Origin of the sequence: Bacillus sp. REN3 (assembly GCF_017912555.1) — a bacterium.
Taxonomy (GTDB): Bacteria; Bacillota; Bacilli; order Bacillales; family Cytobacillaceae; genus Mesobacillus.
In genome coordinates, this window is the sequence record NZ_JAERSD010000006.1 from 174079 (window position 1) to 197269 (window position 23191).

Sequence of the window (23191 nt, forward strand, 5' to 3'; positions counted from 1 at the left end):
GGTTGACTATTATGGCTTAAAAAGTATTTTTATGAAAGAAAATTGAAATAAAACCTCGATTTAAGAAATTTATGGAAAATTATATTGATATAATTAGAATATTCAGTCTATTAGACATCTTCCCGTTATAATTCTGTTATTCTCGTAACTGAATTTAAATGTCGTTGTTCTTTTTCTGAGAGAAATATATGTTACGATTATCACCGTGAGAAAAAATAGCCGATGGGAGGCAAACAAATGAAAAAATCATTATTATCATTGGTTGCTGCTGCGGCAATTTCTGGAGCTGTCGGTACGCAAGCACAGGCAGAGGAAATCGTCGTACATAAAGGAGATACACTTTGGAATCTCTCCGAAAAATACGACGTATCCGTAGAATCACTGAAAAAATGGAATAACCTTTCAAGCGATGTCATCCGTGTGAATGACCGCCTTGAAGTATCCCCTGTTAAATATGTTCATGTAAGAGAAGGGGACACACTCTGGAATATTGCTCAAATCTACGGAGTTTCTGTAGATGCATTAAAAGATTGGAATAAGCTGTCTTCTGACTTAATCCATCCTGGATTAAGGCTGGCAATTTATACAGATATGCCTGCTGAAATGAAGGCTAAGCCTGCTGCTGCAGCTCAGCCGGCGGCTAAAACTGTTTCCGCACCACAACAGCCTGCACCTGTTTCTCAAACAGAAGCGCCAAAACAAGAAGCAACTTCAAAACAAATAACTGTTGAAGCGACTGCGTATACAGCGGATTGTGAGGGTTGCTCAGGAGTCACAAGCACTGGTGTTGATTTGAATGCGAATCCGGATGCAAAGGTGATTGCTGTGGATCCTTCAGTGATCCCACTAGGATCCAAGGTTTATGTTGAAGGTTATGGCTACGCAACAGCTGAAGATACTGGCGGCGCTATCAAAGGCAACCGAATCGATGTTTTCATCCCTGACCAGCAAGATGCAGTGAATTGGGGAAGAAAACAAGTAAATGTAACCATTATCGAATAACCCGCTGAAATAGTATCCAAAAGCATTGGCATTTTTGCCAATGCTTTTTTAATTTTTCCTTTCAGGTGAGGTTTCAAACTCCTTGTGCATTATTTTCTTTGGTTTACTAAAATTTGGAATAAGGAAGAACGACAGAAATTGCGAAAGACTCGCTTGCAAATCTTGAAACTTTTCGAAAATCAATTTTCCCTTTTGCGAAATAAACGATTTGATGTCACAAAGCTCGACGATTAATTTTTCATTCACCTTTTCAAGATTCGATAGCCTTTCCATGGTGGTCTTGTGAAAAATACCTTGGAGATCGAATTGCTCCAGGAGTAATGCATGGACTTCCTCTTGTTTTTTTGTTTGCTGGTCCAATGCCTGGGTGACATCCTCATATTCAAGCAGCTTGCGATTCAAATCCGTGATCATTGTCTGTTGGAAGGCAAGCTGATCAAGGATTGCCTGACTGGTCAAATCCCCAGCCAACATCGATTGAGATAAATCCACTTGCTTTTCTTCAAGTTTAAGCAATTTATGTTCAATCCTTAATGCAGAATCACTAAATTCCGAAAACCTTCTGTTCAGCCGCTCTGTTGAATCGCCCTGTTTTGCCAGAGAGCCAGCGATAGATGAATAGTTATTCAAATGCTGGTTTTTGCTTTCTGCCAGCGATTGTCCAAAGGCAAAAAGATTTTGTCTTAATTTATCAGCGTTTTCCTGCTGTTGCGCAAGGATTTCCTTCAGGTAATTCAGTTGAAAATTCGCCTGATTGTTTCCTGCATCCAGCTTGGTGTCATTACTGAATACTTTTGGTGAAACTTGATTATTTACAAACAAAGGCATAAACCTAACCCCTTTCTAAGATGTCCGCCTCTTACAGCTTATGAAAAGCAAGAAAAAATGGGTACATTCTAAGTCAACGTGCTAACACTAATTTCCTATTATGAAAAAGAAACATTTGTGGAAGGATAAGTGAAACTTCATTTTAGAAAGGAGAAGCTGAAATGCTTACAGATAAACAGCTTTCCTCTATTAAGAATCAGCTTATTGCTGCTGAAAGAGAGTTGCAGGGCCAGCTCGGCCGAAATGACCATTTTAATCTTGACCGTGGCCATTTACATGAATCAGTTGGAGAACTTTCAAGCTATGATAATCATCCAGGTGATGAGGGAACCGAGCTTTACGAAAGGGAAAAGGATATTGCACTGAGTGACCATTTAGAATATCAAATCCTTAATATACACAGGGCCCTTAGGGCGATCCAAAATGGAACCTACGGAAAATGCGAAATTTGCGGAAAGGAGATCCCTTTTGAAAGATTGGTGGCCTTGCCGGAAACAGTCTATTGCATCGACCATACACCGGACAGGACGGTTTCCCATAATCGTCCGATTGAGGAAGGGGTGCTCATGCCTCCGTTCGGCAAGTTCGATCTAGATGGTAAGGATGAAAATGTAGCCTATGATGCTGAAGATTCCTGGCAGGAAGTCGCTCGGTGGGGGACTTCGGAAACACCATCCGATTTAGCGTTCCCAGATGATCAATACCAGGACATCTATGCTGAATCTGATGAAAATGTTGGTTACGTAGAGGACTTTGAGAATTACGTAGGGACAGATATAACAGGAAAAGAAATCACAGTATATCCCACAAAACAGCATGAGCAGTATGAGGAAAGTCTTGACGAAGAGGGAATCATGACAGCTTTTGGAGACTTGTCACCGTATGAAAAAGAACCTTATACTGATATGGAAAAAAGGGACCAGTGAATAATTGCTTTTAAGGAATGAATAGGAAAGGGTATCCGTTAGGTTTGTAGGAATGCTCAATGCCCGAAAGTCCTTTGTTGGCGTTTTACATGGAGAGAAATAGTAACTGTTTAATCAAAGCCATTTTTCATAAGAAGAGATTAAAACTTCACCTTTCCGGGAAAAGACAACCATATTCGAAGTCAACGAGAGGTGAAGCATTAGTGAAGGAAAAAATGATGCATTATGGAAAAAGGCTTATCAGCGAGATTAAAAAAGATAGTGCAACAGGCCTTGCTGCCCAACAGGCATATTATTACATGCTTGCCTTGTTCCCGCTTCTGATACTGATTATCGCCATTGTACCCTACTTGAATATCGATCCCGAAAAGGCCATTAATGTCGTCAATACATTGCTGCCCTCGGAATCAGCCGAATTGTTAAAGGATAATGTTGTCAAACTAGTAAGTGAACGGAATGGAGGATTATTGACTTTTGGAATTATTGGCACTTTATGGTCTGCCTCCAATGGAATCAATGCTTTCATGAAAGCAATGAATATTGCGTTCGACGTCAGAGAGACTAGGTCTTTCATCAAGGCTAGGCTGATATCGATCCTCCTTACAATCGGCCTGATCTTTGCATTTGCTGTGGCTCTTCTACTTCCCGTATTTGGAAAAGTTCTTTTGGAAATGGTCAACACAATCGTTCCAATTCCTGCTCCATATGATATCATATTCCGGGTAGTGCGCTGGATCGTTGCCTTTGTCGTCATGACAGCGGTTCTCGCTGCTTTATACCGTTTGGCTCCCAACAAGCATTATCCTTTTAAGCATGTCATTCCAGGAGCGATTTTCGCGACAATTGTCTGGCAGCTGATTTCACTCGGGTTTTCTTTTTATGTCAGCAATTTCGGCAATTATTCAGCCACATACGGCAGTCTGGGAGGAGTGATTATCCTTATGCTATGGCTATTCCTGACAGGACTGGCCTTAGTGCTCGGCGGCGAAATCAACGCTATTTATCATAATGAAAAATCGGGCAGAGAGGCCATTGTGAATGATCGTTCGGTTTCAGCTCGATAAGGATCCAAAAAAAACAGCAGTCACTATTGAACTGCTGTTTTTTTTGCTTGTCAACCGCCTAGTTTTTTACTGTTTGCGTCCTTATGGCCAAAAAACCACCAGTTCCAATCCCCCAGCAGTTTCATCAAGGATGGAACAAGTACCATCCTGATGATGGTTGCATCAATGAAAATGGCAAGAGCGATGCCGACTCCCATCTGCTTGACAGGTGTCACGCCAGTGAAGGCAAAGGCTCCTGTGACGACAATCATAATCGCTGCAGCAGAAGAAATGATTTTGCTTGTCGAAATCAGGCCGGTCAATGTGGCAAGATGATTGTTCTTTGTCCGTAAATATTCTTCGTGGATCCGGGAAATGAGGAACACTTCATAATCCATCGAGAGTCCAAAAACCAGGCTGAAAACAAAGACTGGAAGAATAAGAGCGATGCTTGACGGCTCCATTCCAAGATGCCCTTCCTGGAAAATCCATACAACCACTCCAAAAGTGGCACTCAAGCTGAGGATATTCATGATGATCGCTTTTAAAGGTATAAGCAAGGACCTGAATGCGAGCATCAGGATCAAGAAAGTGGAGATAAGGATAAGAGCCAGCCCCATTGGGGCTTTCTTTGATATTTCATCAAAAATTTCCTGTTCGAATTTAGGTGTTCCCCCGTACAGGACTTTTAACCCTAAATCTTTATCCGACCATTCCCTTACCCAATCCTGCATGCTGGATGAAGACAAACTTTCCTTAAGATAAATACTTGCCATCATTTTATTATCAGAAAAATACCGCTTGATGGCAGGCTTTATTGGACTGTTTTCCATAGTGGCAGCCTGGATCAATTGGCGGGAATCATCAATCCCAGTAACAGTGAAGATTGAGTCGATTGCTTCTGTATCCTTGTCTTCCTCAAATTCCTTTAAGGCAGCATGCAGGCTTTCTAAATTTTTCTCAGTAAATGCTTCGCCTTCTACCTCTAAAACAACTTTGACTTCGTGGTCGCTGCTTTTGTTCCCGGGAATAAATTCATCTTGGAATTTGTCATAGGCTATACGTGATTCGTAGGCCGCAGGAAGCGCATCGACTCCCGGCACTGTCAATTCCATGTCCTTCGCTGGAATCAAACCGGTGACCAGCAATCCTAGAGCCAGCAGTGCCATTATGACCGGCCGCTTCATTACGAAGTGGGCAAAAGCGCTCCAGACCCCCGGTTTTTCGGTCTTAACCCGGAAGATACTCCATGAATGGATTTTTTTTCCTAACAATCCAAGGATTGCTGGAAGGAGTGTCACTGCAGATAATGCGGCGACCAGGACGACTGTCATCCCCCCAAGTGCGACGTTCTGGAAAATCTCAATTTGGATGAACATCAAGCCAAGGAGGCCGATAAACACGCACATGGCAGAAAAAATAATTGATCTTCCTGCTGTGGAAACCGTGATTACAAGTGCGTCCTTTACTGAATGTTTCTCGAATTCTTCCTTAAATCTATTAATGATCAAGAGGGCAAAATCAATGCTTAACGCAAGGCCAATCATCGGCACGATGTTCAGGATGAATATCGTCAGATCAAACCAGTGGCTGAAAAAGTATACTGCCCCCATTGTCGTCAAAATCGAAAAAACACCGACTAGAAGTGGTAAGCCAGCAGCAACAAGACTACCGAATGCAAGGATCAGGACAATCAGGGCAATAGGCAAACCAATCATTTCTGCCTTTGCAAGGTCTTCCTGGCTAGCTTGGTTCAAGTCTTTGACAATCACCGGTTCTCCCGTGATCGCCACCTTCAGTCCTTCTGCATCATGAAGGGTATCACGCAGATCACGGATTATCCCCCCCATTTCTGATGGTTCCCGATCAAAGAATAATAGAGCATATGCTTTATCTTCCTTGAGCATATTTTTCTGGTCGAATGGAGAAACGCTGTCATCGACTGCCGGAATTGAAGCAGCTTCATTAAAGGTATTTTTGATGAAGGCAATCCATTCCTCATTGGATACTTCTCGATCTTTTTCAAACAAAACAATAACGGACGACTCATACTCACCAAAGTCATTTTCAAGCAGTTTTTTCGTCTCCTTGTATTCACCATCGTATTCGAAACCGTTTCCGCTCAGCACGGAAGGCAGTTTCAAGGCGAAAAATCCAAAGAACAAAATGATTCCAATCCAGAGAAAAATGACAGTCTTTCTGTATTTGAATATAAAGCTCCCAAGCTTGTCCATAGTATCCCCCAAAATTAAAATAACGAACACCATAATTATATAATAATCCTTTCTGGATTGTTATGGATATTGTTTGAAGAATCAGGGGAAAGAAAAGGGTCTCTTACAAATGTTTCAGTGGGTAAATTGCAGCCAGGAAGGGGGCAACCCCTTCCTAAACTGTTCAATAGAGCAATTCATACACTTCATTGAGCTGGCGGGCCCGTTTATAGTCCAGTTCAGCATTGGCATACTGAATCGCCTCTGGGAGAATCTTGTTCAAAAATTCGATTTCTTCCTGGGAAAGGTCCTTGACGAAATCCCCTTCTGACCAATAATCTCCTTTTTCAATGATCTCATAGATTCTTTTGCTTAACGGATAGAGATCAGTATAATTCGATAATATCTCTTGCAAATAATTAAGTGTTGGATCCTTCAATGCTCTTTCTCCTCGAAGAAACTTTTGAAATTCTCTTTATCCGCCAACTTTTCATTCTGATAATACGGATTGTCTTTTGTTGAATCATCAGGGTCTAAATTTGTTTTAATGACCACTTGCGGAGTTGAGGGGGTTTCCGCTATGATTCTGTCGTTCAATTCCTTGAAGTCAGGGATTTCATTACTTCCTGGTTTATTCGGCTGCATTTTTACACCTCCTGTATATAATTTGCTGATCCGCAGGGATGATTATGCATGGTGATATTCCTTGAAATGCCCTGAATATGTTTCTTCCTGGAAGACACAGGGAACTTAAAGGGGACATTATATAGAAATGAGGTGGTTTGAAATGAAGGCAGTAACGTACCAAGGGACAAAGGAGGTCCAGGTAAAAGAGGTTGAAGTTCCCAAAATAACACACCCTCAGGATATGATTATCAAGGCTACCTCTACGGCAATCTGTGGTTCTGATTTGCATTTGTACCAAGGGAACATGCCGCTCAGGCCAGGTTACATTATAGGACATGAACCAATGGGGGATGTCGAAGAAACTGGACCAGAGGTAACAAAGGTCAAGAAGGGAGACAAGGTTGTCATCTCGTTCAATGTATCATGCGGCGAATGCTTCTTTTGTCAGAATCATATGGAAAGCCAATGTGATAACTCAAATAATTACAAAGATACCGGCGGTTTGTTTGGTTATACAGAACAATACGGAAACCATCCGGGCGGACAGGCGGAGCTATTGAAAGGTCCATTTGCCGATTCGATTTCCTTTGTGATACTAGAATCCTGCGAGCTTGAGGGTGATTCATTATTATTCCTCTCGGACGTTATCCCGACTGCATACTGGAGCGTTGAACATGCAGTTGTGAAACAAGGAGATACGGTTATCGTGCTCGGGTGCGGGCCTGATGACACAAAAGTTCGCTTGGAAGAAAGGGGCAAAACGGGTTATTGCCGTCGACCATCTGGATTATAGGCTCTTGCATGCGAAAAAAAACGAACAACGTGGAAATCCTGGGTTTCACCCAGGATGATGATGCCGGGGAATATTTGCAGGAGCTGACCAAAGGCGGGGCGGATGTTGTCATTGATTGTGTTGGTATGGATGGCAGGAAGTCGGCGATTGTAAAAGTAGAGCAAAAGCTGAAGATCTAAGGTGGCACCTTGTCTGCTCTGGAAATTGCCCACACAGCAGCAAGGAAGTTCGGGACCGTCCAAATTACCGGAGTATACGGGATGAGATATAACATGTTCCCACTCGGACGCTTTTTTGAGCGAAATATCACGTTGAAAATGGGACAGGCGCCAGTTGTCCATTATATGCCGAAATTGTTCGATATGATCGCCAACGGTCAATTCGATCCAACCGATATGATATTATCACCCATCGATTGCCACTTAGGGAAGCAGCAAATGGTTACGATCTCTTTACCGATCGAAAAAATAACTGCATCAAGGTTGTATTAAAGCCATAATATTTATGGAGAAGGCAGGTTTGGTACTCTTAATCCTGTCTTTTTGTATGCGGATAACCTGTCAGGAAGGAAAAAAGCCAAAAAGAAAAGGGCAGGAGATGGTGTTTAAACTTTGGAAGACCACATTTTTCATGAAGACAGATTCCCATGTTGAATAGTCCTTCCGTATAAATAAACAAAATAATTTGAGAGTAACAGGAAGCCATTGGGATGACTCAATAAAACCCTGCTTAAGTTGTAAGACTGATTCCGGCTGGTAAATATCTCCCTTCCTTTATTCAAAAGGCATCTATCATGTTCTGCCATGACGTGAATAAACTGAAAGAAGAGAATGATTTCATCCGTACTTCCTAAAACCTATCTTTAGGGGGCAAGTAACTATGCCGAGCATTCAATCAATCATCAGCAGGTTAACTGTCACTTTTTCGGAAATCGAGTATTTGATCGGGTTTATTCAGGCAACGCAACATAGAGGTGAACGAAACCGCGCGCTCAACCAGCTTTGGACCCGCACGGCTGAACTTAAGTTCCTCGTAAAGTTGTTAAAGGAAAAGTGCAGTCCGCCTTCAGGGACGGAGCAAGTGACCAGTTTCTCTGCATCAAGTATTTCAGCCACGACAAATGGGAGTATTCAACTGGCTGGGATCATGCAAGCTGGACCGATGCAGACTCCAGAAGCTTCCCACACGGCCCAGACAATAAATCCGGATAGCACCATTTTTACACGGGAAGATTTGGCCAAGTTCAACGGTAAGGATGGCAAGCCGGCTTATGTATCTGTCAATGGGATCGTCTATGATGTTACGAATAATGCAGCTTGGTCACTCGCGACCCATTTCGGACTCACGGCGGGAAGAGACCTTACTGCGGAGTTTTCCAGCTGTCATCAGGGCCAGCAATGGATCCTGGCTCAATTGAAACCTGTAGGGAGGCTAGTTTAATGAACGAACCAGATGTCATTCTTCCCCCGGAATCCGTGACGGCTGAATCGGTCGCCAAACGATTATATCGTGCTTCTCATGATGGTCTTCAATCCGGACGGATTGCCAGGAAGAAGCTTGTTTGGCTTGAGTTAAATGGTTGTTCAGGAAACATCATTTCCCTCCTTAATGGGTTCCAGCCTGATTTTGAATATGCGCTGTCAAAAATGGTCGATTTAATCTATAGCAATAGTTTGATGGTTGCTGATGGACCCCAGGCAATGGAGAGGCTTTTCAAGCTTGCGGAGGGAAATGAGGAATTCATCCTTGCGATTGAAGGAGCTGTTGCCCTAAAGAATGACGGGATGTACCAGCTGGTCGGGAAAAAGGATGGCCAGCCTGTAACCGGCCTGCAGGCAGCAAAAATGCTTGGAGAAAAGGCAAGCGAAATCATAGCAGTTGGAGCCTGTGCAGTGGATGGCGGTCCCTCAGCTGCAAGTCCGAATTTGTCCCAATCTGTTGGATTACATTCGGTTTTAAACAGGAAGATCATCAAGCTTCCAGGATGTCCGGTGAATCCCGACTGGTTCCTCGGCACTCTTGCCCATCTGCTCTTATATGGTAAGCCCGAACTGGATGAATTGAGCAGGCCGAAATTATTTTACAGCACCTTGATCCATGATCGATGTCCCAGAAGGCCATTTTTTGACCGGGGGATATTTTCAGAGAACCTCGGAGAGCCATATTGTCTCTTCAAGCTTGGCTGCCGCGGTCCTGTTACGAGAGTGGACTGTCCGACCCGACAATGGAATGGTCATGTCAGCTGGCCGATCGCGGCCAGCACCTGCATCGGCTGTGCGCAGCCAGGATTTCCTGACCGGATGGCGCCATTCATCTCATACAACTCAACAAGGGAGCCGGAAAAATGACTGACAGGAAGCGAATTGTCATCAACCCTGTAACAAGGCTGAGCGGTTTCATGGAATTGGATGTATCGGTCGAGAACAATAAAGTCGTCGAGGCAAAGACAAAGGGTGTGATGTTCAGGGGATTTGAACAAATGATGCTTGGCCGAAGTCCGTTTGATGCCATTTACTTGACACAGCGGATTTGCGGCATCTGCTCGACTGCCCATTCTGTCGCTTCCTCGACTGCACTTGAGGAAGCCCTTGGGGTAGAAGTGACAGAGCAAGGAAGATACATACGGGACATCATTCATTGCTGTGAGTTCCTGCAGAACCACATGCGGCATTTTTACCAGTATTCATTGCCTGACTTCGTAAAACTGCCTCCGGAATACCCGCTTTTCAAGCCGGATCACAAAGATTACAGGATTCCAAAAGAAATCAACGACAGGCTAGCAGCCCATTACTTCGAATCTTTGACGTACAGCAGACTCTCCCATCAAATGCTTGCAGTTCTTGGCGGGAAGGCTCCACATAACCACGGGATTTTTGTTGGCGGGTTCTCGACTCCTCCCGACGTGGAACAAATCGTCCATATAAAGTCGATACTCGATAAAGTAAGTTATTTCATTGAGTATAAAATGATCCCCGATACCTATACAATAGCGAAGTATTACCCGGAGCTTTTCAAACTTGGTCGAGGACCGGGAAACTTCATGTCCTATGGCTCATTTGAGGGATATAAGGAACTTGGCACATTATACGCCAAACCGCTCGTCTACCATAATGGCCATTATATGCCATTTGAATCCCGGTATATTGAGGAAAAAATCCGTTACTCCTGGTATCGAGGCAAAGAATCCGCGAAGCCGTTCGAGGAGATGCCCGAGCCAGATATGGACAAAGAAGACGCGTATTCCTGGGTAAAGGCTCCACGGTACAACGGATCCCCAATGGAGGTCGGCCCGCTTGCGAGACTTTGGCTGAGTGGGGAATACCGGAATGGAATCTCGGCGATGGACAGGACGATAGCAAGGTCGTTGGAGGCCAGGAAAATCACCGATGTCATGAACATATTAATCGAGAATGTCACCCCGGGTACGCATGTCCAGAAACAATGGCAAATTCCTGATCGGGCCCAGGGGTCTGGCCTTATCGAGACTACCCGCGGTTCCCTTGGCCATTGGCTTAAAATCGAAAAAAAGGCGATTTCCTTTTATCAAATCATAACCCCATCGGCGTGGGATTTCTCAGCGAGTGATGAAAACTCAAATGGAACAGCCGAACTTGCTCTATTCGACACTACCCTGGCAAATCCGGAATATCCCGTAGAACTTGGCCGTATTCTCCGTTCATTTGATCCTTGTATGTCTTGTGCCACTCATGTCTATCGCCCAGGGCAAAAAACAAAAACATGGAAGGTGTTTGGATGATTGTATTGGGTATTGGCAATGTGTTGATGCAGGACGATGGAATTGGTGTCTATCTTGCAGGGGAGCTGAAGAAGGAAAAGCAGGTTAAGGGTATCCAGTATATCATCGGTGAAACTGATATTGACTTTTGTCTGGATGCCATCGATGATGCGGATTTTCTCGTTGTCCTTGATGCTGTCCAATTTGGAGGAGAAAAAGGAAGCTTGCATGAATTCGAATTCGCTGAGTTAACGGCTTTGGAACCAGGGATTGCTGCCCATCATTACCACCTCTTAAATGCAATCAGCAGCAGAAAGGGAATGCTGATTGGAATCGAGCCCTTTGAGATTGGTTTCCATTATGGGTTGTCGCCGCAGTTGGAAAAAGTTTTCCCATTTCTTCTCTTGAGCGTCAGGAAGCGAATCAGGAGGTTAGCCAGCTACAATGACTTTTCGGCCCACTCAGGCTAAAGCGTTCGCATAGCCGGACCTTTTTAACTATAATGGAGGAAAAACGCTAGGAGATTTCACATGGCAAAATTATTTGCTAACCTCTACGATACAGTCATGGGCCCGCTTGAAAAACGATGGATTGCCAGCGTGAGGAAAAAAATAATCTTTAAGACACAGGGGCAAGTTCTTGAAATCGGAGCAGGCACCGGAATAAACTTTCCTTTTTATTCCAAACAAAAAGTAGATAGACTTACCGTAATCGAACCTAATCAATATATGATCGAACAAGCCAGGAGAAAGGCACAGAGCTTCCACGGACCGATTGACTTCCATCAGGGTGTTGCCGAATCGCTTCCGTTTGCGGATGAACAATTTGATACTGTCGTTGCCACCCTCGTATTATGTTCGGTTAATGACCCGCGAAAAGTATTCCAGGAGATAAGGAGAGTTTGCAAAAAAGGCGGGCGGATTTTATTGTTTGAACATGTCCGGGTGGCATCCTCCTCACTAGCTGCTTTACAGGATTTTCTTACTCCAGTATGGAGAAGAATCTGTGATGGCTGCAGCTTGAACCGCGATACCAGCCGGTACATGAGAGAGTCAGGCATTCACGTAATACGGGAGAAAAAGTATCTCAAGGGAATATTCGTCGAACTGGAAGGAATCAATCAGTGAAACAGTGACCATTTATACAGGCACAGCAATTTACCTCCTTCATACAATGATACAAATTGCTTGGGGAGGTTTAGGTATGTATCCATACTATGATTATTACAGACAGAACCAGAAGCTCATCAACGATATCGCTGCGGCGATCAATGGCGAGTACAGCGCAATACAATGTTATTCGAAGCTTGCGGGAATGGCACCTACTGCCGAACAAAGAGATCAAATCAATGAAATTCGAGAAGATGAGCGAAGGCATTTTCGTCAATTCTCACAGATCTATACTAATCTTACAGGCAGGCAGCCCCAGCCACAGATAGTGGAGGAATGCGCCGATACTTATTTGGCAGGATTGGAAGCTTCTTTTAAAGATGAACAAAAGACTTCCGATTTTTATCGGGATATTGCTGATGAAGCATCTGACCCAATCGTTAAGGATATATTTAAGCGTGCTTCTGGGGATGAACAAAACCATGCTGTCTGGTTTTTGTATTTTTTTGGAAAGCAATAAAATTGAAAGAAAAAGAGCTAGGCAATCCCTAAATGTTAGAGTAAAACTCAACTTTTAGGATTCCCTGGCTCTTTTTTTTGCGAAGTTTTCACTATATCTACAAATTTAATAGGTAAATTGCTGGTTAATCCATACTAGAATGGGTATAGAGAAAAGAATTGCTATTGCAAGATATTACATAAGGGGGAATTTTTGTGAGAAGTAGTGTTGCCATCATTATAGGATTCTTAATTTTTGGTTCGCTGTTCGTTGGCTGGAAAATCAGCCAGGATCTTGGACCAGCCGAAACAGCAAACACTCAAGAAGCCCAGACTGAAGTTGCGAGCGGTGAAATTGAATTCAATCCGCCAAGTATGGAGGACGTTCCCGACGGACCTCTTGGTGAAAGTATTAAGTACGGAGAAAAATTGGTAATGGAAACAAACACAGTTGCTGATGAATATGTCGGTAACAATCTATCATGCGCAAGCTGTCACGCAAATGGCGGGACTGTAAAGGAAGAGGCTCCTCTTGTCGGTTTAACGTCCGTATATCCAGATTACAGGCCACGTGAGGGAGTCGTTTTTACACTGGAGGATAGAATCAATGGCTGCATGATCCGAAGCATGAATGGCAAGGAATTCGCTTATGACAGCAAAGAAATGCGTGCGATGATGGCTTACTTCCAATACTTGTCCAAGGGAATCCCTGGAGGGGCTGAAATGCCTTGGAGAGCAGCGAAGGAACCTAAACAATATCCGGTTCCAAGTGTACAGGATGGAGAGAAATTGTATGCCCAATCCTGTGCAAGCTGCCATGCACAGGATGGTTCCGGTACAGGCACGAACACAGGGCCAGCCGTTTGGGGGGAAAATTCCTTCAATGATGGGGCAGGGATGTCACGCTTCACGAAAATGGCAGGTTATGTCCAGAAAAACATGCCAAAAGGTCAAGGCGGCACATTATCTGACCAAGATGCCTCCAATCTCGCGGCATATATCCTTTCTCATGACAGGCCAGAATGGAAAGGGCATGACGGCGACTGGCCAAAAGGCGGCAGACCAAAAGATATCATAAATAAAGAGAAACGGGAACAAATCAAAAATGGAACAATCAATTGGGAAGAGATGCTTTCGGTAAAATAACCATCTTAACCCCCGCATCATTTAAATATGGTGCGGGGGTTCTTTTGCTTTAAACTGGCTTCTGTGCCGATAACCATCTTCAGTTCCAAGCTCCCTGTTAAGCAGCAACTCCATTTTTTCAAGGTCCTTTTTCGTTACGACCGAATCCATCGTCGACCATTTCACAGAGTAAACGAAATAGTAATTTTTAATCTGCCTGAAGAGCACAGCCGAGTTCGGAAAGGTATCGAATTTCGCCTTGATATTGTATCTTTTTGTATATGACCATCTGATCAAGTTCATGCCAATATCCCCAATTTTTTTCTTTTTTTCTTACCCTTCTAAAGAACAAAGGAAACTTTTGTGGGTATTTGTCTTGGATTGTCCCTTATCCTTTTATATGCTAGAATAAACGACGATGCGTATTAGTTAGCGACACATATAAATGTGATACTAAACTGCTAGCAAACTGTTACAGAAACTGTGGCAGCGGAGTTGGAGGGAAATAAATGCTTGAAGCGCAAAGAATTCAATTAAATGTAAGGGTGTCCAGGGAAACGGCCCAGAAATTGGATGAGATTGTGGAATATTACCAAGACCATACAAAAATCGGCCGAATATACAAAGGGGATGTCCTGACAGATATCATCGAAAAATCATATGAAATTATGCAAAAGCAAAAAAAATTGAAGGGTTAAACTTGTCAAGTGTTAGTTGGGTATTTTTTGTGAACAAATTTGTTGCAATTCCTCTGAATCAGGCGTATTATTGTAATAATCTGATAATAACTAAGGTGGTTATTTACATGATGCGAATGGCAGCTGCTGGAGTAACCGGTTTTGTTCTAGTGTTTATTGAATCGTATCTGGTGATGGTCGTTAAGCAATACCACACAATTGAATTTGGCGGAATCGCTCCATTTGTCAGTGTTTGGGCAATGAACTTCTTCCTGGTGTTTTCAATCCTTACCCATATCAAGATGTGGTATGAAGAAAGGCAATCACAGCGCGAAGAAGAAGCGATTAATAGAGACTCCTACTAAACAGTCATGATCAGTAAAAAGAGGCTGTCCCGAAAGTAATAACTTTCGGGACAGCCTCTTTTCTTTTGCTTGTAAAACAACCCGTTGATTTGCTATCCAGGCACTTCGACGGACAGGAAGTCCTAATGCCCACTTTGCAGCAGGACCGGCGGCCTTAGTTGCCAAAGCGCTTGTCGGGGCTGACCAAAGTGCTTCCGCTATTTTTTCTCCTCGTCGCTTTGCTCCTGCGGGGGTCTCCCCAGCCACTCACTTCCGCAGGACACTGAATGGGCTTCCTCGAGTTTGCCCGCGCACGAAGGAATTGCGTTAGCATTTTCGAGGGGTCTGCGTGCCTTCCACTCATCAACTAAGTGTGCAATGTCTATGGTGATAGGGAAAAATAAAAGAATCGCCCTTTTTTGGTATAATGCAGGCACCACAACAACAAACCATTCTCCTGGAGCCTTGTGTTTTAATCAATTTTTCCGGCGTGCTATTTGCTCGGTTTCTAAAACCCTAAGGAAATAATCTTCCCGAAAATAATTTTCACTTTTTTATTTCCCTTTTCAGGAAGCGGTCATGTGTTTTTTGGAGTAAAAATAACGAAATGATCGCACCAATCAAGGTTAATGTCATATCCCATTGGGAATCCCAAATATCACCCTGTGTACCGAGAAAGTTTTTTGATGCCTGCCCTCCTCCCCCTAGCTTGGAAACGAGCCACTCGGCAATTTCATACAGTGCCGCCAATGCCAGCACGATCGAAAGTGATATCCCTTTAAGCCAGGAACCTTCAGTTAGTTCTGTTTTGCGCAAAAGGATTTCGCGGACGACAATAACAGAAAGACCTTTCATCAAGTGGCCGAAGCGATCATAGTGGTTCCGCTGCAATTCGAATTTGTCCTTCAGCCATTCAAATAGCGGGACTTTCGAGTAGATATAATGGCCGCCAATAAACATTAAAATGGTCACAAACGCAATAATGAGATAAGAAAGAGTTGTCAACGGGAACTTCCGATATAGGAAAAGAAAAAACGCAAGAATGATGACAGCCGGGCTGACTTCCAGCAACCAGGTTGAATAATCAGCTGGTTTTATCACCGACCAGAAAAAAACGGCAAGTACGGTACAAAATATGAAGATATGCATTAGGTTTTTCTTCTTATTCAAGGAAATCCCTCCTCAAAATGGTCTCCTTTGTAAGTGTTTTACTAATTCATGTTTTTCATTCTTAATGCCCCTTTCTAGTTCCTTAAGAATAATAAAAAAGCAATGAACCATTAATGAACTATAAAAACTAGCGGAAAAATGGTTAAGTAGTCAGCCGGACAGGGTAGTGAGGAATAGAGCTTATTTCAGATAGAAAGGAAGATGCAGCTTTGTCTGGCAAAATAAACGTAACAATCAACGGAGCCGAAGCGACAGCAAGACCTGAACAAACAATCCTTCAATATCTATCAGACAGCTCGATAGAAGTACCAAGTGTTTGCTACCATCCAAGTCTTGGAGCTATTGAAACGTGTGATACATGCATTATTGAAGTGAATGGGGAACTGGTAAGGGCTTGTTCGACAAAAATGAAAGAGGGAGATGCCATCGACACGGTTGCCCCCGAAGTAAAGAAGGCACAGACGATGGCAATGGACAAAATCCTCTATAACCATGAGCTTTATTGTACAGTGTGCGATTACAACAATGGGACGTGCGAGGTACATAACGCCGTCAAGGAAATGAAGATCAACCACCAGGCTATCCCATTTGACCAAAAACCTTATGAAAAAGATTATTCCAACCCTTTTTACCGTTATGACCCTGATCAGTGCATCCTTTGCGGGCGCTGCGTGGAAGCCTGTCAGGATGTTCAGGTGACCGAGACTCTTAGGATAGATTGGGAACGTGACCGTCCACGGGTTATTTGGGATAATGATGTACCAATCAATGAATCCTCTTGTGTATCATGCGGACACTGCTCAACAGTTTGTCCATGCAACGCCATGATGGAAAGAGGCATGGAAGGAGAAGCAGGGTATCTTACAGGCATCGCCAAGGAAACTCTCCGTCCGATGATTGAAATTACGAAGAACGTAGAAACTGGCTATGGTTCCATACTGGCCATATCCGATATGGAAGCGTCGATGCGAGAAGCAAGGATCAAGAAAACAAAAACAGTTTGTACCTATTGCGGTGTAGGATGCAGTTTTGATGTATGGACCAAAGGCCGCGATATCCTGAAGATCGAGCCGCAGGTTGAAGCTCCCGCTAACGGAATCTCTACATGTGTAAAAGGGAAATTTGGCTGGGATTTCGTAAACAGTGAAGAACGGCTGACTAAGCCTTTGATCCGTGAAGGAGATACATTCAGGGAAGCAGAATGGGAGGAAGCCTATGAACTGATCACTCGAAAGTTCACAGATATCAAGGATCAGCACGGCCCGGATGCACTCGGGTTCATTACTTCTTCAAAGTGTACCAATGAAGAATCGTATTTAATGCAAAAAATGGCAAGGGCCATTATTGGGACAAATAATGTTGATAATTGTTCAAGATATTGCCAGACACCAGCTACAGTCGGCTTGTTCCGTACCGTCGGGTATGGCGGTGATGCAGGGTCAATCAAGGATATTGGCATGGCTGACCTTGTCATGATCGTGGGCTCCAACACCGCTGAAGCCCATCCGGTCCTAGCGACACGAGTGAAGCGCGCCCATAAGCTTAACGGGCAAAAACTAATTGTAGCGGACCTCCGTAAACATGAAATGGCAGACCGCGCAGACTTATTCGTCAGGCCGAAAGCTGGAAGCGATTTAATCTGGTTGTCTGCTGTGACGAAATACATCGTGGACCAAGGTTGGGCTGACGAAGAATTTCTGAAAAACAAGGTCAATGGCCTTGACGAGTACATCCAGAGTCTCGAAGGCTATACACTTGAATATGCAGAGGAAACGACTGGCATATCAAAGAATGCACTCATTCAGATAGCGACAATGATCCATGAAGCAAAAAGTGTCTGCACCTTGTGGGCGATGGGTGTAACCCAGCACCTTGGCGGAAGTGACACGAGTACGGCGATTTCCAATTTGCTGCTTATTACCGGTAATTACGGGAGACCTGGAACTGGTGCGTATCCGCTTCGCGGCCATAATAATGTCCAGGGTGCGAGTGATATGGGAAGCAGTCCGGAACATCTTCCAGGCTACCAGCGAGTAGACGATGATGAAGCGCGCGCGAAATTCGAAAAGGCCTGGGGCGCTAGAATCCAGGCAGAACCAGGAATCAACAACCATGATATGATCGAGGGTATGCACGCCGGAACCTTGAAAGCCTTATATACCAAGGGTGAAGAAATGGGACTCGTTGATTCAAACATCAATCATGTCCATGCAGGTTATGAAAAACTGGATTTCTTCGTTGTCCAGGACATCTTCTTCAGCAGGACCGCCCAATTTGCAGATGTCGTGCTTCCTGCTAGTCCTAGTTTTGAAAAAGAAGGAACCTTTACTAATACAGAAAGGCGTATCCAGCGGCTGAACCAGGTTTTCGAGCCTCTTGGGGAGTCAAAGCCAGACTGGAAAATTCTTCTGGAAATTGCCAACCTGCTTGGCGCTGGCTGGGTGTATGAAAACCCGGGAGAAATCATGGCAGAAGCGGCAAAACTTATGCCGATTTACTCAGGTGTTTCCTATGGGAGACTTGAGGGCTACAACAGCCTCCAATGGCCGGTCGCACCGGATGGAACAGATTCACCGCTCCTTTACGAGGATGGCTTCCCGTTCCCGGACGGAAAGGCAAGACTTTATCCAGTTAAGTGGTCAATTCCAGTCCAGTTCCCAGAGGAATTCGACATCCAGGTCAATAATGGAAGATTGCTTGAACATTTTCATGAAGGAAACCTAACATATAAATCAGAAGGAATTACTTCGAAAACCCCAGGCGCCTTCCTTGAAGTTTCGCCTGAGCTGGCTGAAGAAAGAGGCATTCTTGATGGCACACTTGTTAGGCTGACTTCGCCTTATGGCAATGTGAAGGTAAGATGCGTAGTCACCGACAGGGTGAAAGGGAAAGAGGTTTACCTGCCGATGAACGATAGTGGTGAAGCAGCCATCAATCTGTTGACAAGCAGCTACAGCGACAAAGATACGGATACACCTGCTTATAAGGAAACAAAGGCGAAGATTGAAATCCTCCAATCAGAAGGGACCAATCCATTGCCGCTTAATAATTTCCGTTATGGAAATCCACATCCGCAGCTCGGTGTCCAGGTCCAGAAAAAGTGGGCACGACCTGACTATGTTTTTCCGGGTGATCTTGTGAAAAAGGAGCGGACGCAGCATGGCTAAAGCAATTACAAGTATCCAGCGTATAGAACTGACGGAAGAGCAAAAGAGAAAGAAAGACCTTGAGGAAGTAGAGGCAGCACTGCTCGATAATAAGGAAGCGATCCTGGAAACACTGGATATCATAAAGAATATGCATGAACGTGGAGCTTTGTCCCTATTAGGAGGCTTATTCGCAGAAGGTGACAGGGTTTTAAGCGTCCTTGTGAACGCAATGGACAAGCCAGAGGCAACAAACAGCATCAAAAATATGCTGTTGATGATCGGTGTGCTTGGAACCATCAACGTACAGCAGCTGGAACCTTTGCTTTTAAAGCTTAATTCCGGAGTTGCCAGAGTGGCTGAATACAGGGAAAGGGAAGAAGATAGACTAGGTTATTTTGATGTCGTCAAATCCCTGAAGGATCCTGAAATCAACCGCGCGCTTTCTCTGCTATTTGAATTTCTGAGAGGAATGGGTGAAAACACCAAAGAGCTGGAAAGGACGACACAGCTGCCTGAAGAACAGGCTGTCCACCAAAGCGAGGACGGAACGCTTGAGAACAAACATCAATGAGGGAAGCAGGCTTCGGTGATTTTGCCCAAGCCTGCTTTTTAGTTAGTTTTCCCTGTATGGGCCTAGTTTCATTCAAGCCGATTTGGGATAAAAGTAGATTAACACCACTGAAAATCTATATGGAGAGAGGATGGCTGTTGTGAAACCAGTCGAAGTCAAAAGAGAGATCCTTCGTTTTGGAAATGGCCAGGCCGAAAGACTAGAAGATACAATCGTGACAGAATATACAGTAACCGTAAAGGTGAACGGGCAGGAATTCGTAACGATGGTATGCACGCCAGATTATATTGAGGACATGGTAATTGGTTATCTTGCTTCTGAAGGAATCATCAAGAAATACTCTGACATCAAAGAAATTTGGGTTCAAGAAAGAGAAGGATTTGTGCATGTGAAAACCTCGAGGGTTAACAATCTGTATCAGAATCTACAGGGAAAACGATACTTGACATCTTGCTGTGGTGCGAGCAGGTCCGGGTTTGTTTTTGCGACGGATGCAATGACAGCAAAAAAAATGACAGATGTGAAGTCAGAGATCGAAGTCGAGGATTGCTTCAGGCTAATGGAAGAAATGCAGGATTCAGCCGAACTCTTCCAAAATACCGGAGGAGTCCATAATGCTTCGTTATGCAGCCTGTTCGGTCCTATTGTTTCAAGGATGGATATTGGAAGGCATAACGCTCTTGATAAAATATATGGATACTGTTTACGCAAGAAAATATCTCTTCATGACAAAGTGATTGTATTCAGCGGCCGAATTTCATCCGAAATCCTTTTGAAAGTTGCTAAGATCGGATGTCCGATTGTCCTGTCCAAGTCGGCACCGACGGAAAAGGCGCTAAAGCTGTCTGACGAACTGGGAATCACGACAATCGGATTCATCCGCAACAAATCACTGAATGTCTACACTCACCCTGAAAGAGTTGTCGATGCGCAATATAACCTTTTAGAAAGCCGGGTCAAATGATTCCGGCTTTTTTACATACCGGAAATTTAATGCTAATGTGGTAAATAATGAAATTCGAGTCCCTAATTGAAAGGAACAAAACTCGGCCCCTGCCGGAAAATGATTAAAAAAGTTTTAGTTTAAGTCATCTAAAAAAGAAAGGAAAGTCAAAAAATGAAACCGATACCAGACCACTTGCGCGAGAATCTCGATGTTATCTTTGTCGGCTTCAATCCAAGCATTCGTTCCTCTCAGACTGGCCACCATTATGCCAATCCTACTAACCGTTTTTGGAGAATTCTCTTTGACGCAGGGATTACACCACGTAAGTATGATCCAACTGAAGATTATTTGCTATTGGAGCTTGGATATGGGCTGTCGAATATTGTTGCTAGGCCAACAAAGGGCGCAGATGAAATCACGAACGAAGAATATCTGGAGGGCAGGGAAATGCTCAAGGAAAAAATTGAAACATACCGGCCCAGGATTGTCTGTTTTGTAGGAAAAGGGGTTTATCAGCAATACAGCGGAAAAAAACAGATTCCATGGGGTAAGCAGGTGAAACCCTTAGTTCCTGGAATTATCGATTTTGTGGCCCCATCCTCCAGCGGTCTAGTCAGGATGAAGTTAGACGAAGTGGTCAGCATATATAGAGAGATCCCAGCATTGATAGAGGAATTAAACAGTCAAGGAACAGAATAGATTTTGAAAGTGCCAGTATTTTAGCACAGATGGTTTTCCAAATGATATGCTCCAGGTTCTTGTTGGCGAAAAAGCAAGAGCAGGCCAATTAAAGCAGAGAACAGGCTTTTAAGATGTCCGAAAAGGTTTTCCCAGTGTCCGCAGGGTAACTTTAAAGGCCCGAACAACTTTTAATAGCTATGATTCAAATCTCCATTGACAGCCGGATCATATCCCGGCAGCGGATTCCATTTTCAAATATGGGTTTATCGTAGTTCCTTATAAAAAACTCCTTGTCAACTCCTGTGATTCTGAATCCTGCTTTTTGATACATCGCCAGCTGATTAATGCTTGAGTTTCCTGTGCCGATCTCAATCCTCTTGAATCCTGCTTTCTTTGCTGCATCAATCGCATGCTGTAGGAGAAGTTTGCCGATTCCCTTCCCTTGCGAATCTTCTTTTACTGCAAGATTGATGATTTCCGATGTCACGGGTGATTTTGGGAGGAGCACGATGACGCCTGATATACCATCCTGCGATTCAGCGATATATGTTATGCCGTCCGATAAATATCCCGAAACCATGTCTTTCGAAGGATCTGCGAGTAAAAGTAAATCCCAAGGCGGTTGTTCATCCTTTTCCATCAATCTGATGATCATTTGAACTTTCTCCACCTTTCAAGAGCGCAGTAAGGGATGGTAGGCAAACAAATTATCCATTCACGATTTATCTGATTCAGCCTTTTTGACAATAAAACCCAGGAATCCATCCTGGTTGGAATTTTTATTGAAAGCCTGCAAAAGCAGGTCCCCTGCCGTCCGTACAGTGGTTAAGTGTCCCGCAACGAGCGAAAGTCCGGCAGGGGCAAATATAGTTTAACATACCCATTGTCTGTGAATACAATGAAAGCTATCAAGATGCATCGCTTTCATTTTCTTTCAAAGAAATGGTATGATAACAATGATTCAAACATAAGGAGCTGATTTTAATGGCTAAAAAAGGATACATACAAATGCAAAAAGGTGAAAAAATTGAATTTGAACTCTATCCGAACGAAGCGCCTGGAACGGTTGCGAACTTTGAAAAGCTTGCGAATGAAGGATTCTACAACGGTTTGACATTCCACCGTGTCATTCCAGGATTCGTAAGTCAGGGAGGATGCCCTCGCGGGAACGGAACTGGCGGCCCTGGTTACACGATCAAGTGTGAAACCAAAGGGAATCCACATACCCATGAACCCGGTTCGCTTTCAATGGCTCATGCTGGAAAGGATACTGGCGGCAGCCAGTTCTTCATTGTCCATGAAGCTCAACCTCATTTAAATGGCGTGCATACTGTTTTCGGAAAAGTGACTTCAGGGTTGGAAGCAGCCAAAGCGATGCGTAACGGGGATGTAATGGAAAAGGTCGTTGTTACGGAAGAATAGAAACCAAAGGCTGTTTTCTAAAAGATTGTTTTTTTAATCAATTTTTAAGAGAAACAAATAGCTTGAACAAATTGATTGAAAGGGAATGTGCGAGATTTCTCAGCAGGAAAGTTGCGGCTCCGCAGCCTTATTTGCGCCGAGGATCCTCAACTCATGCACCGCGGAAATCGAGCACCCCGAACCATTTGTTAATAAGCAGCAAAATTTACGAAAACAGCCAAACCAAAAGAGCCCTGCGGCTCTTTTTTTCTTTTGCGTGCCCAGGCAAGCCGTTAATTGCTAGTTGGTGAAAGTCCAATCTGAGTAAGTGCCAAGACGCTCAGTAGCTGAC

24 protein-coding genes and 1 pseudogene are annotated in these 23191 nt (G+C 43.9%); 18 read left to right on the top strand and 7 right to left on the bottom strand.

Going from position 1 to position 23191, the window contains the following annotated elements:
* Positions 1–237 precede the first annotated feature (237 nt).
* Positions 238–1002 carry a 3D domain-containing protein gene (locus JJQ88_RS07865; RefSeq protein ID WP_210365185.1) on the top strand — a complete coding sequence of 255 codons (765 nt, stop codon included), beginning with the start codon at positions 238–240 and terminating at the stop codon, positions 1000–1002.
* A 48-nt stretch (positions 1003–1050) separates the two neighbouring features.
* On the opposite strand, the gene JJQ88_RS07870 is transcribed toward JJQ88_RS07865, so the two are convergent.
* Positions 1051–1830, bottom strand: coding sequence for a hypothetical protein (locus tag JJQ88_RS07870; RefSeq protein ID WP_210365186.1), 780 nt, complete (start codon positions 1828–1830; stop codon positions 1051–1053).
* A 161-nt stretch (positions 1831–1991) separates the two neighbouring features.
* Between JJQ88_RS07870 and JJQ88_RS07875 the strand changes: the two genes are divergently transcribed.
* The gene (locus JJQ88_RS07875) at positions 1992–2756 is read left to right on the top strand and encodes a TraR/DksA C4-type zinc finger protein (RefSeq protein WP_210365187.1); all 765 of its coding nucleotides are present in this window, start codon (positions 1992–1994) and stop codon (positions 2754–2756) included.
* A gap of 215 nt (positions 2757–2971) precedes the next feature.
* Positions 2972–3820, top strand: a complete 849-nt coding sequence (locus JJQ88_RS07880; RefSeq protein ID WP_210365215.1) for a YihY/virulence factor BrkB family protein — start codon at positions 2972–2974, stop codon at positions 3818–3820.
* A gap of 50 nt (positions 3821–3870) precedes the next feature.
* On the opposite strand, the gene JJQ88_RS07885 is transcribed toward JJQ88_RS07880, so the two are convergent.
* The 3 genes from JJQ88_RS07885 to JJQ88_RS07895 form a co-directional block, all read right to left on the bottom strand.
* Positions 3871–6033, bottom strand: a complete 2163-nt coding sequence (locus JJQ88_RS07885; protein ID WP_210365188.1) for an MMPL family transporter — start codon at positions 6031–6033, stop codon at positions 3871–3873.
* A gap of 163 nt (positions 6034–6196) precedes the next feature.
* Complete coding sequence (locus JJQ88_RS07890; protein WP_210365189.1) at positions 6197–6451, bottom strand: sigma-G-dependent sporulation-specific acid-soluble spore protein CsgA; 255 nt, start codon at positions 6449–6451, stop codon at positions 6197–6199.
* Entirely contained in the window at positions 6448–6657 is a 210-nt protein-coding gene (locus tag JJQ88_RS07895) for a hypothetical protein (protein WP_210365190.1), read from the bottom strand. Before JJQ88_RS07895 ends, JJQ88_RS07890 begins: the two co-directional genes overlap by 4 nt.
* Positions 6658–6799: 142 nt before the next feature.
* Between JJQ88_RS07895 and JJQ88_RS07900 the strand changes: the two are divergent.
* The 8 genes and pseudogenes from JJQ88_RS07900 to JJQ88_RS07935 all read left to right on the top strand — a co-directional run bounded on the left by JJQ88_RS07900 (position 6800) and on the right by JJQ88_RS07935 (position 13921).
* Positions 6800–7931: pseudogene (locus tag JJQ88_RS07900) on the top strand (alcohol dehydrogenase catalytic domain-containing protein).
* Between the two features lie 380 nt (positions 7932–8311).
* Positions 8312–8872 carry a cytochrome b5 domain-containing protein gene (locus JJQ88_RS21225; protein ID WP_246860977.1) on the top strand — a complete coding sequence of 187 codons (561 nt, stop codon included), beginning with the start codon at positions 8312–8314 and terminating at the stop codon, positions 8870–8872.
* The gene (locus JJQ88_RS07910) at positions 8872–9780 is read left to right on the top strand and encodes a hydrogenase small subunit (protein WP_210365191.1); all 909 of its coding nucleotides are present in this window, start codon (positions 8872–8874) and stop codon (positions 9778–9780) included. The genes JJQ88_RS21225 and JJQ88_RS07910 overlap by 1 nt, the downstream gene beginning before the upstream one ends.
* Positions 9777–11189, top strand: a complete 1413-nt coding sequence (locus JJQ88_RS07915; protein WP_210365192.1) for a nickel-dependent hydrogenase large subunit — start codon at positions 9777–9779, stop codon at positions 11187–11189. The genes JJQ88_RS07910 and JJQ88_RS07915 overlap by 4 nt, the downstream gene beginning before the upstream one ends.
* Entirely contained in the window at positions 11186–11638 is a 453-nt protein-coding gene (locus JJQ88_RS07920) for a hydrogenase maturation protease (protein WP_210365193.1), read from the top strand. Before JJQ88_RS07915 ends, JJQ88_RS07920 begins: the two co-directional genes overlap by 4 nt.
* 60 nt (positions 11639–11698) lie before the next feature.
* Positions 11699–12295 carry a class I SAM-dependent methyltransferase gene (locus JJQ88_RS07925; RefSeq protein WP_210365194.1) on the top strand — a complete coding sequence of 199 codons (597 nt, stop codon included), beginning with the start codon at positions 11699–11701 and terminating at the stop codon, positions 12293–12295.
* Between the two features lie 76 nt (positions 12296–12371).
* The gene (locus JJQ88_RS07930; protein WP_210365195.1) at positions 12372–12797 is read left to right on the top strand and encodes a ferritin-like domain-containing protein; all 426 of its coding nucleotides are present in this window, start codon (positions 12372–12374) and stop codon (positions 12795–12797) included.
* A 194-nt stretch (positions 12798–12991) separates the two neighbouring features.
* Positions 12992–13921 carry a c-type cytochrome gene (locus JJQ88_RS07935; protein ID WP_210365196.1) on the top strand — a complete coding sequence of 310 codons (930 nt, stop codon included), beginning with the start codon at positions 12992–12994 and terminating at the stop codon, positions 13919–13921.
* A gap of 21 nt (positions 13922–13942) precedes the next feature.
* Here the strand turns inward: JJQ88_RS07935 and JJQ88_RS07940 are convergent, their stop codons facing one another.
* Positions 13943–14203, bottom strand: coding sequence for a hypothetical protein (locus JJQ88_RS07940; RefSeq protein ID WP_210365197.1), 261 nt, complete (start codon positions 14201–14203; stop codon positions 13943–13945).
* Between the two features lie 206 nt (positions 14204–14409).
* Between JJQ88_RS07940 and JJQ88_RS07945 the strand changes: the two genes are divergently transcribed.
* Both JJQ88_RS07945 and JJQ88_RS07950 read left to right on the top strand, forming a co-directional pair.
* Complete coding sequence (locus JJQ88_RS07945) at positions 14410–14598, top strand: hypothetical protein (protein ID WP_210365198.1); 189 nt, start codon at positions 14410–14412, stop codon at positions 14596–14598.
* Positions 14599–14705: 107 nt separating this feature from the next.
* Positions 14706–14942, top strand: coding sequence for a hypothetical protein (locus tag JJQ88_RS07950; RefSeq protein ID WP_210365199.1), 237 nt, complete (start codon positions 14706–14708; stop codon positions 14940–14942).
* Between the two features lie 525 nt (positions 14943–15467).
* Here the strand turns inward: JJQ88_RS07950 and JJQ88_RS07955 are convergent.
* Positions 15468–16070, bottom strand: coding sequence for a DUF2238 domain-containing protein (locus JJQ88_RS07955; RefSeq protein ID WP_210365217.1), 603 nt, complete (start codon positions 16068–16070; stop codon positions 15468–15470).
* 230 nt (positions 16071–16300) lie between these two features.
* Here JJQ88_RS07955 and fdhF point away from each other — a divergent pair, with 230 nt between their 5' ends.
* The 4 genes from fdhF (at position 16301) to JJQ88_RS07975 (ending at position 21456) form a co-directional block, all read left to right on the top strand.
* Positions 16301–19258 (top strand): formate dehydrogenase subunit alpha, encoded by a 2958-nt coding sequence (fdhF, locus tag JJQ88_RS07960; RefSeq protein ID WP_210365200.1) that lies wholly within the window; start codon positions 16301–16303, stop codon positions 19256–19258.
* Positions 19251–19811 (top strand): helical membrane plugin domain-containing protein, encoded by a 561-nt coding sequence (locus tag JJQ88_RS07965; protein ID WP_210365201.1) that lies wholly within the window; start codon positions 19251–19253, stop codon positions 19809–19811. Before fdhF ends, JJQ88_RS07965 begins: the two co-directional genes overlap by 8 nt.
* Positions 19812–19950: 139 nt before the next feature.
* A complete protein-coding gene (gene fdhD, locus JJQ88_RS07970; RefSeq protein ID WP_210365218.1) occupies positions 19951–20775 on the top strand; it encodes a formate dehydrogenase accessory sulfurtransferase FdhD in 825 nt (274 codons plus the stop codon).
* Positions 20776–20928: 153 nt separating this feature from the next.
* Entirely contained in the window at positions 20929–21456 is a 528-nt protein-coding gene (locus JJQ88_RS07975) for a mismatch-specific DNA-glycosylase (RefSeq protein ID WP_210365202.1), read from the top strand.
* A gap of 184 nt (positions 21457–21640) precedes the next feature.
* Here JJQ88_RS07975 and JJQ88_RS07980 read toward each other — a convergent pair whose 3' ends face one another.
* The gene (locus tag JJQ88_RS07980) at positions 21641–22093 is read right to left on the bottom strand and encodes a GNAT family N-acetyltransferase (protein ID WP_210365203.1); all 453 of its coding nucleotides are present in this window, start codon (positions 22091–22093) and stop codon (positions 21641–21643) included.
* A 329-nt stretch (positions 22094–22422) separates the two neighbouring features.
* Here JJQ88_RS07980 and JJQ88_RS07985 point away from each other — a divergent pair, with 329 nt between their 5' ends.
* Complete coding sequence (locus tag JJQ88_RS07985) at positions 22423–22860, top strand: peptidylprolyl isomerase (RefSeq protein ID WP_210365204.1); 438 nt, start codon at positions 22423–22425, stop codon at positions 22858–22860.
* The last annotated feature ends 331 nt before the right edge of the window (positions 22861–23191 follow it).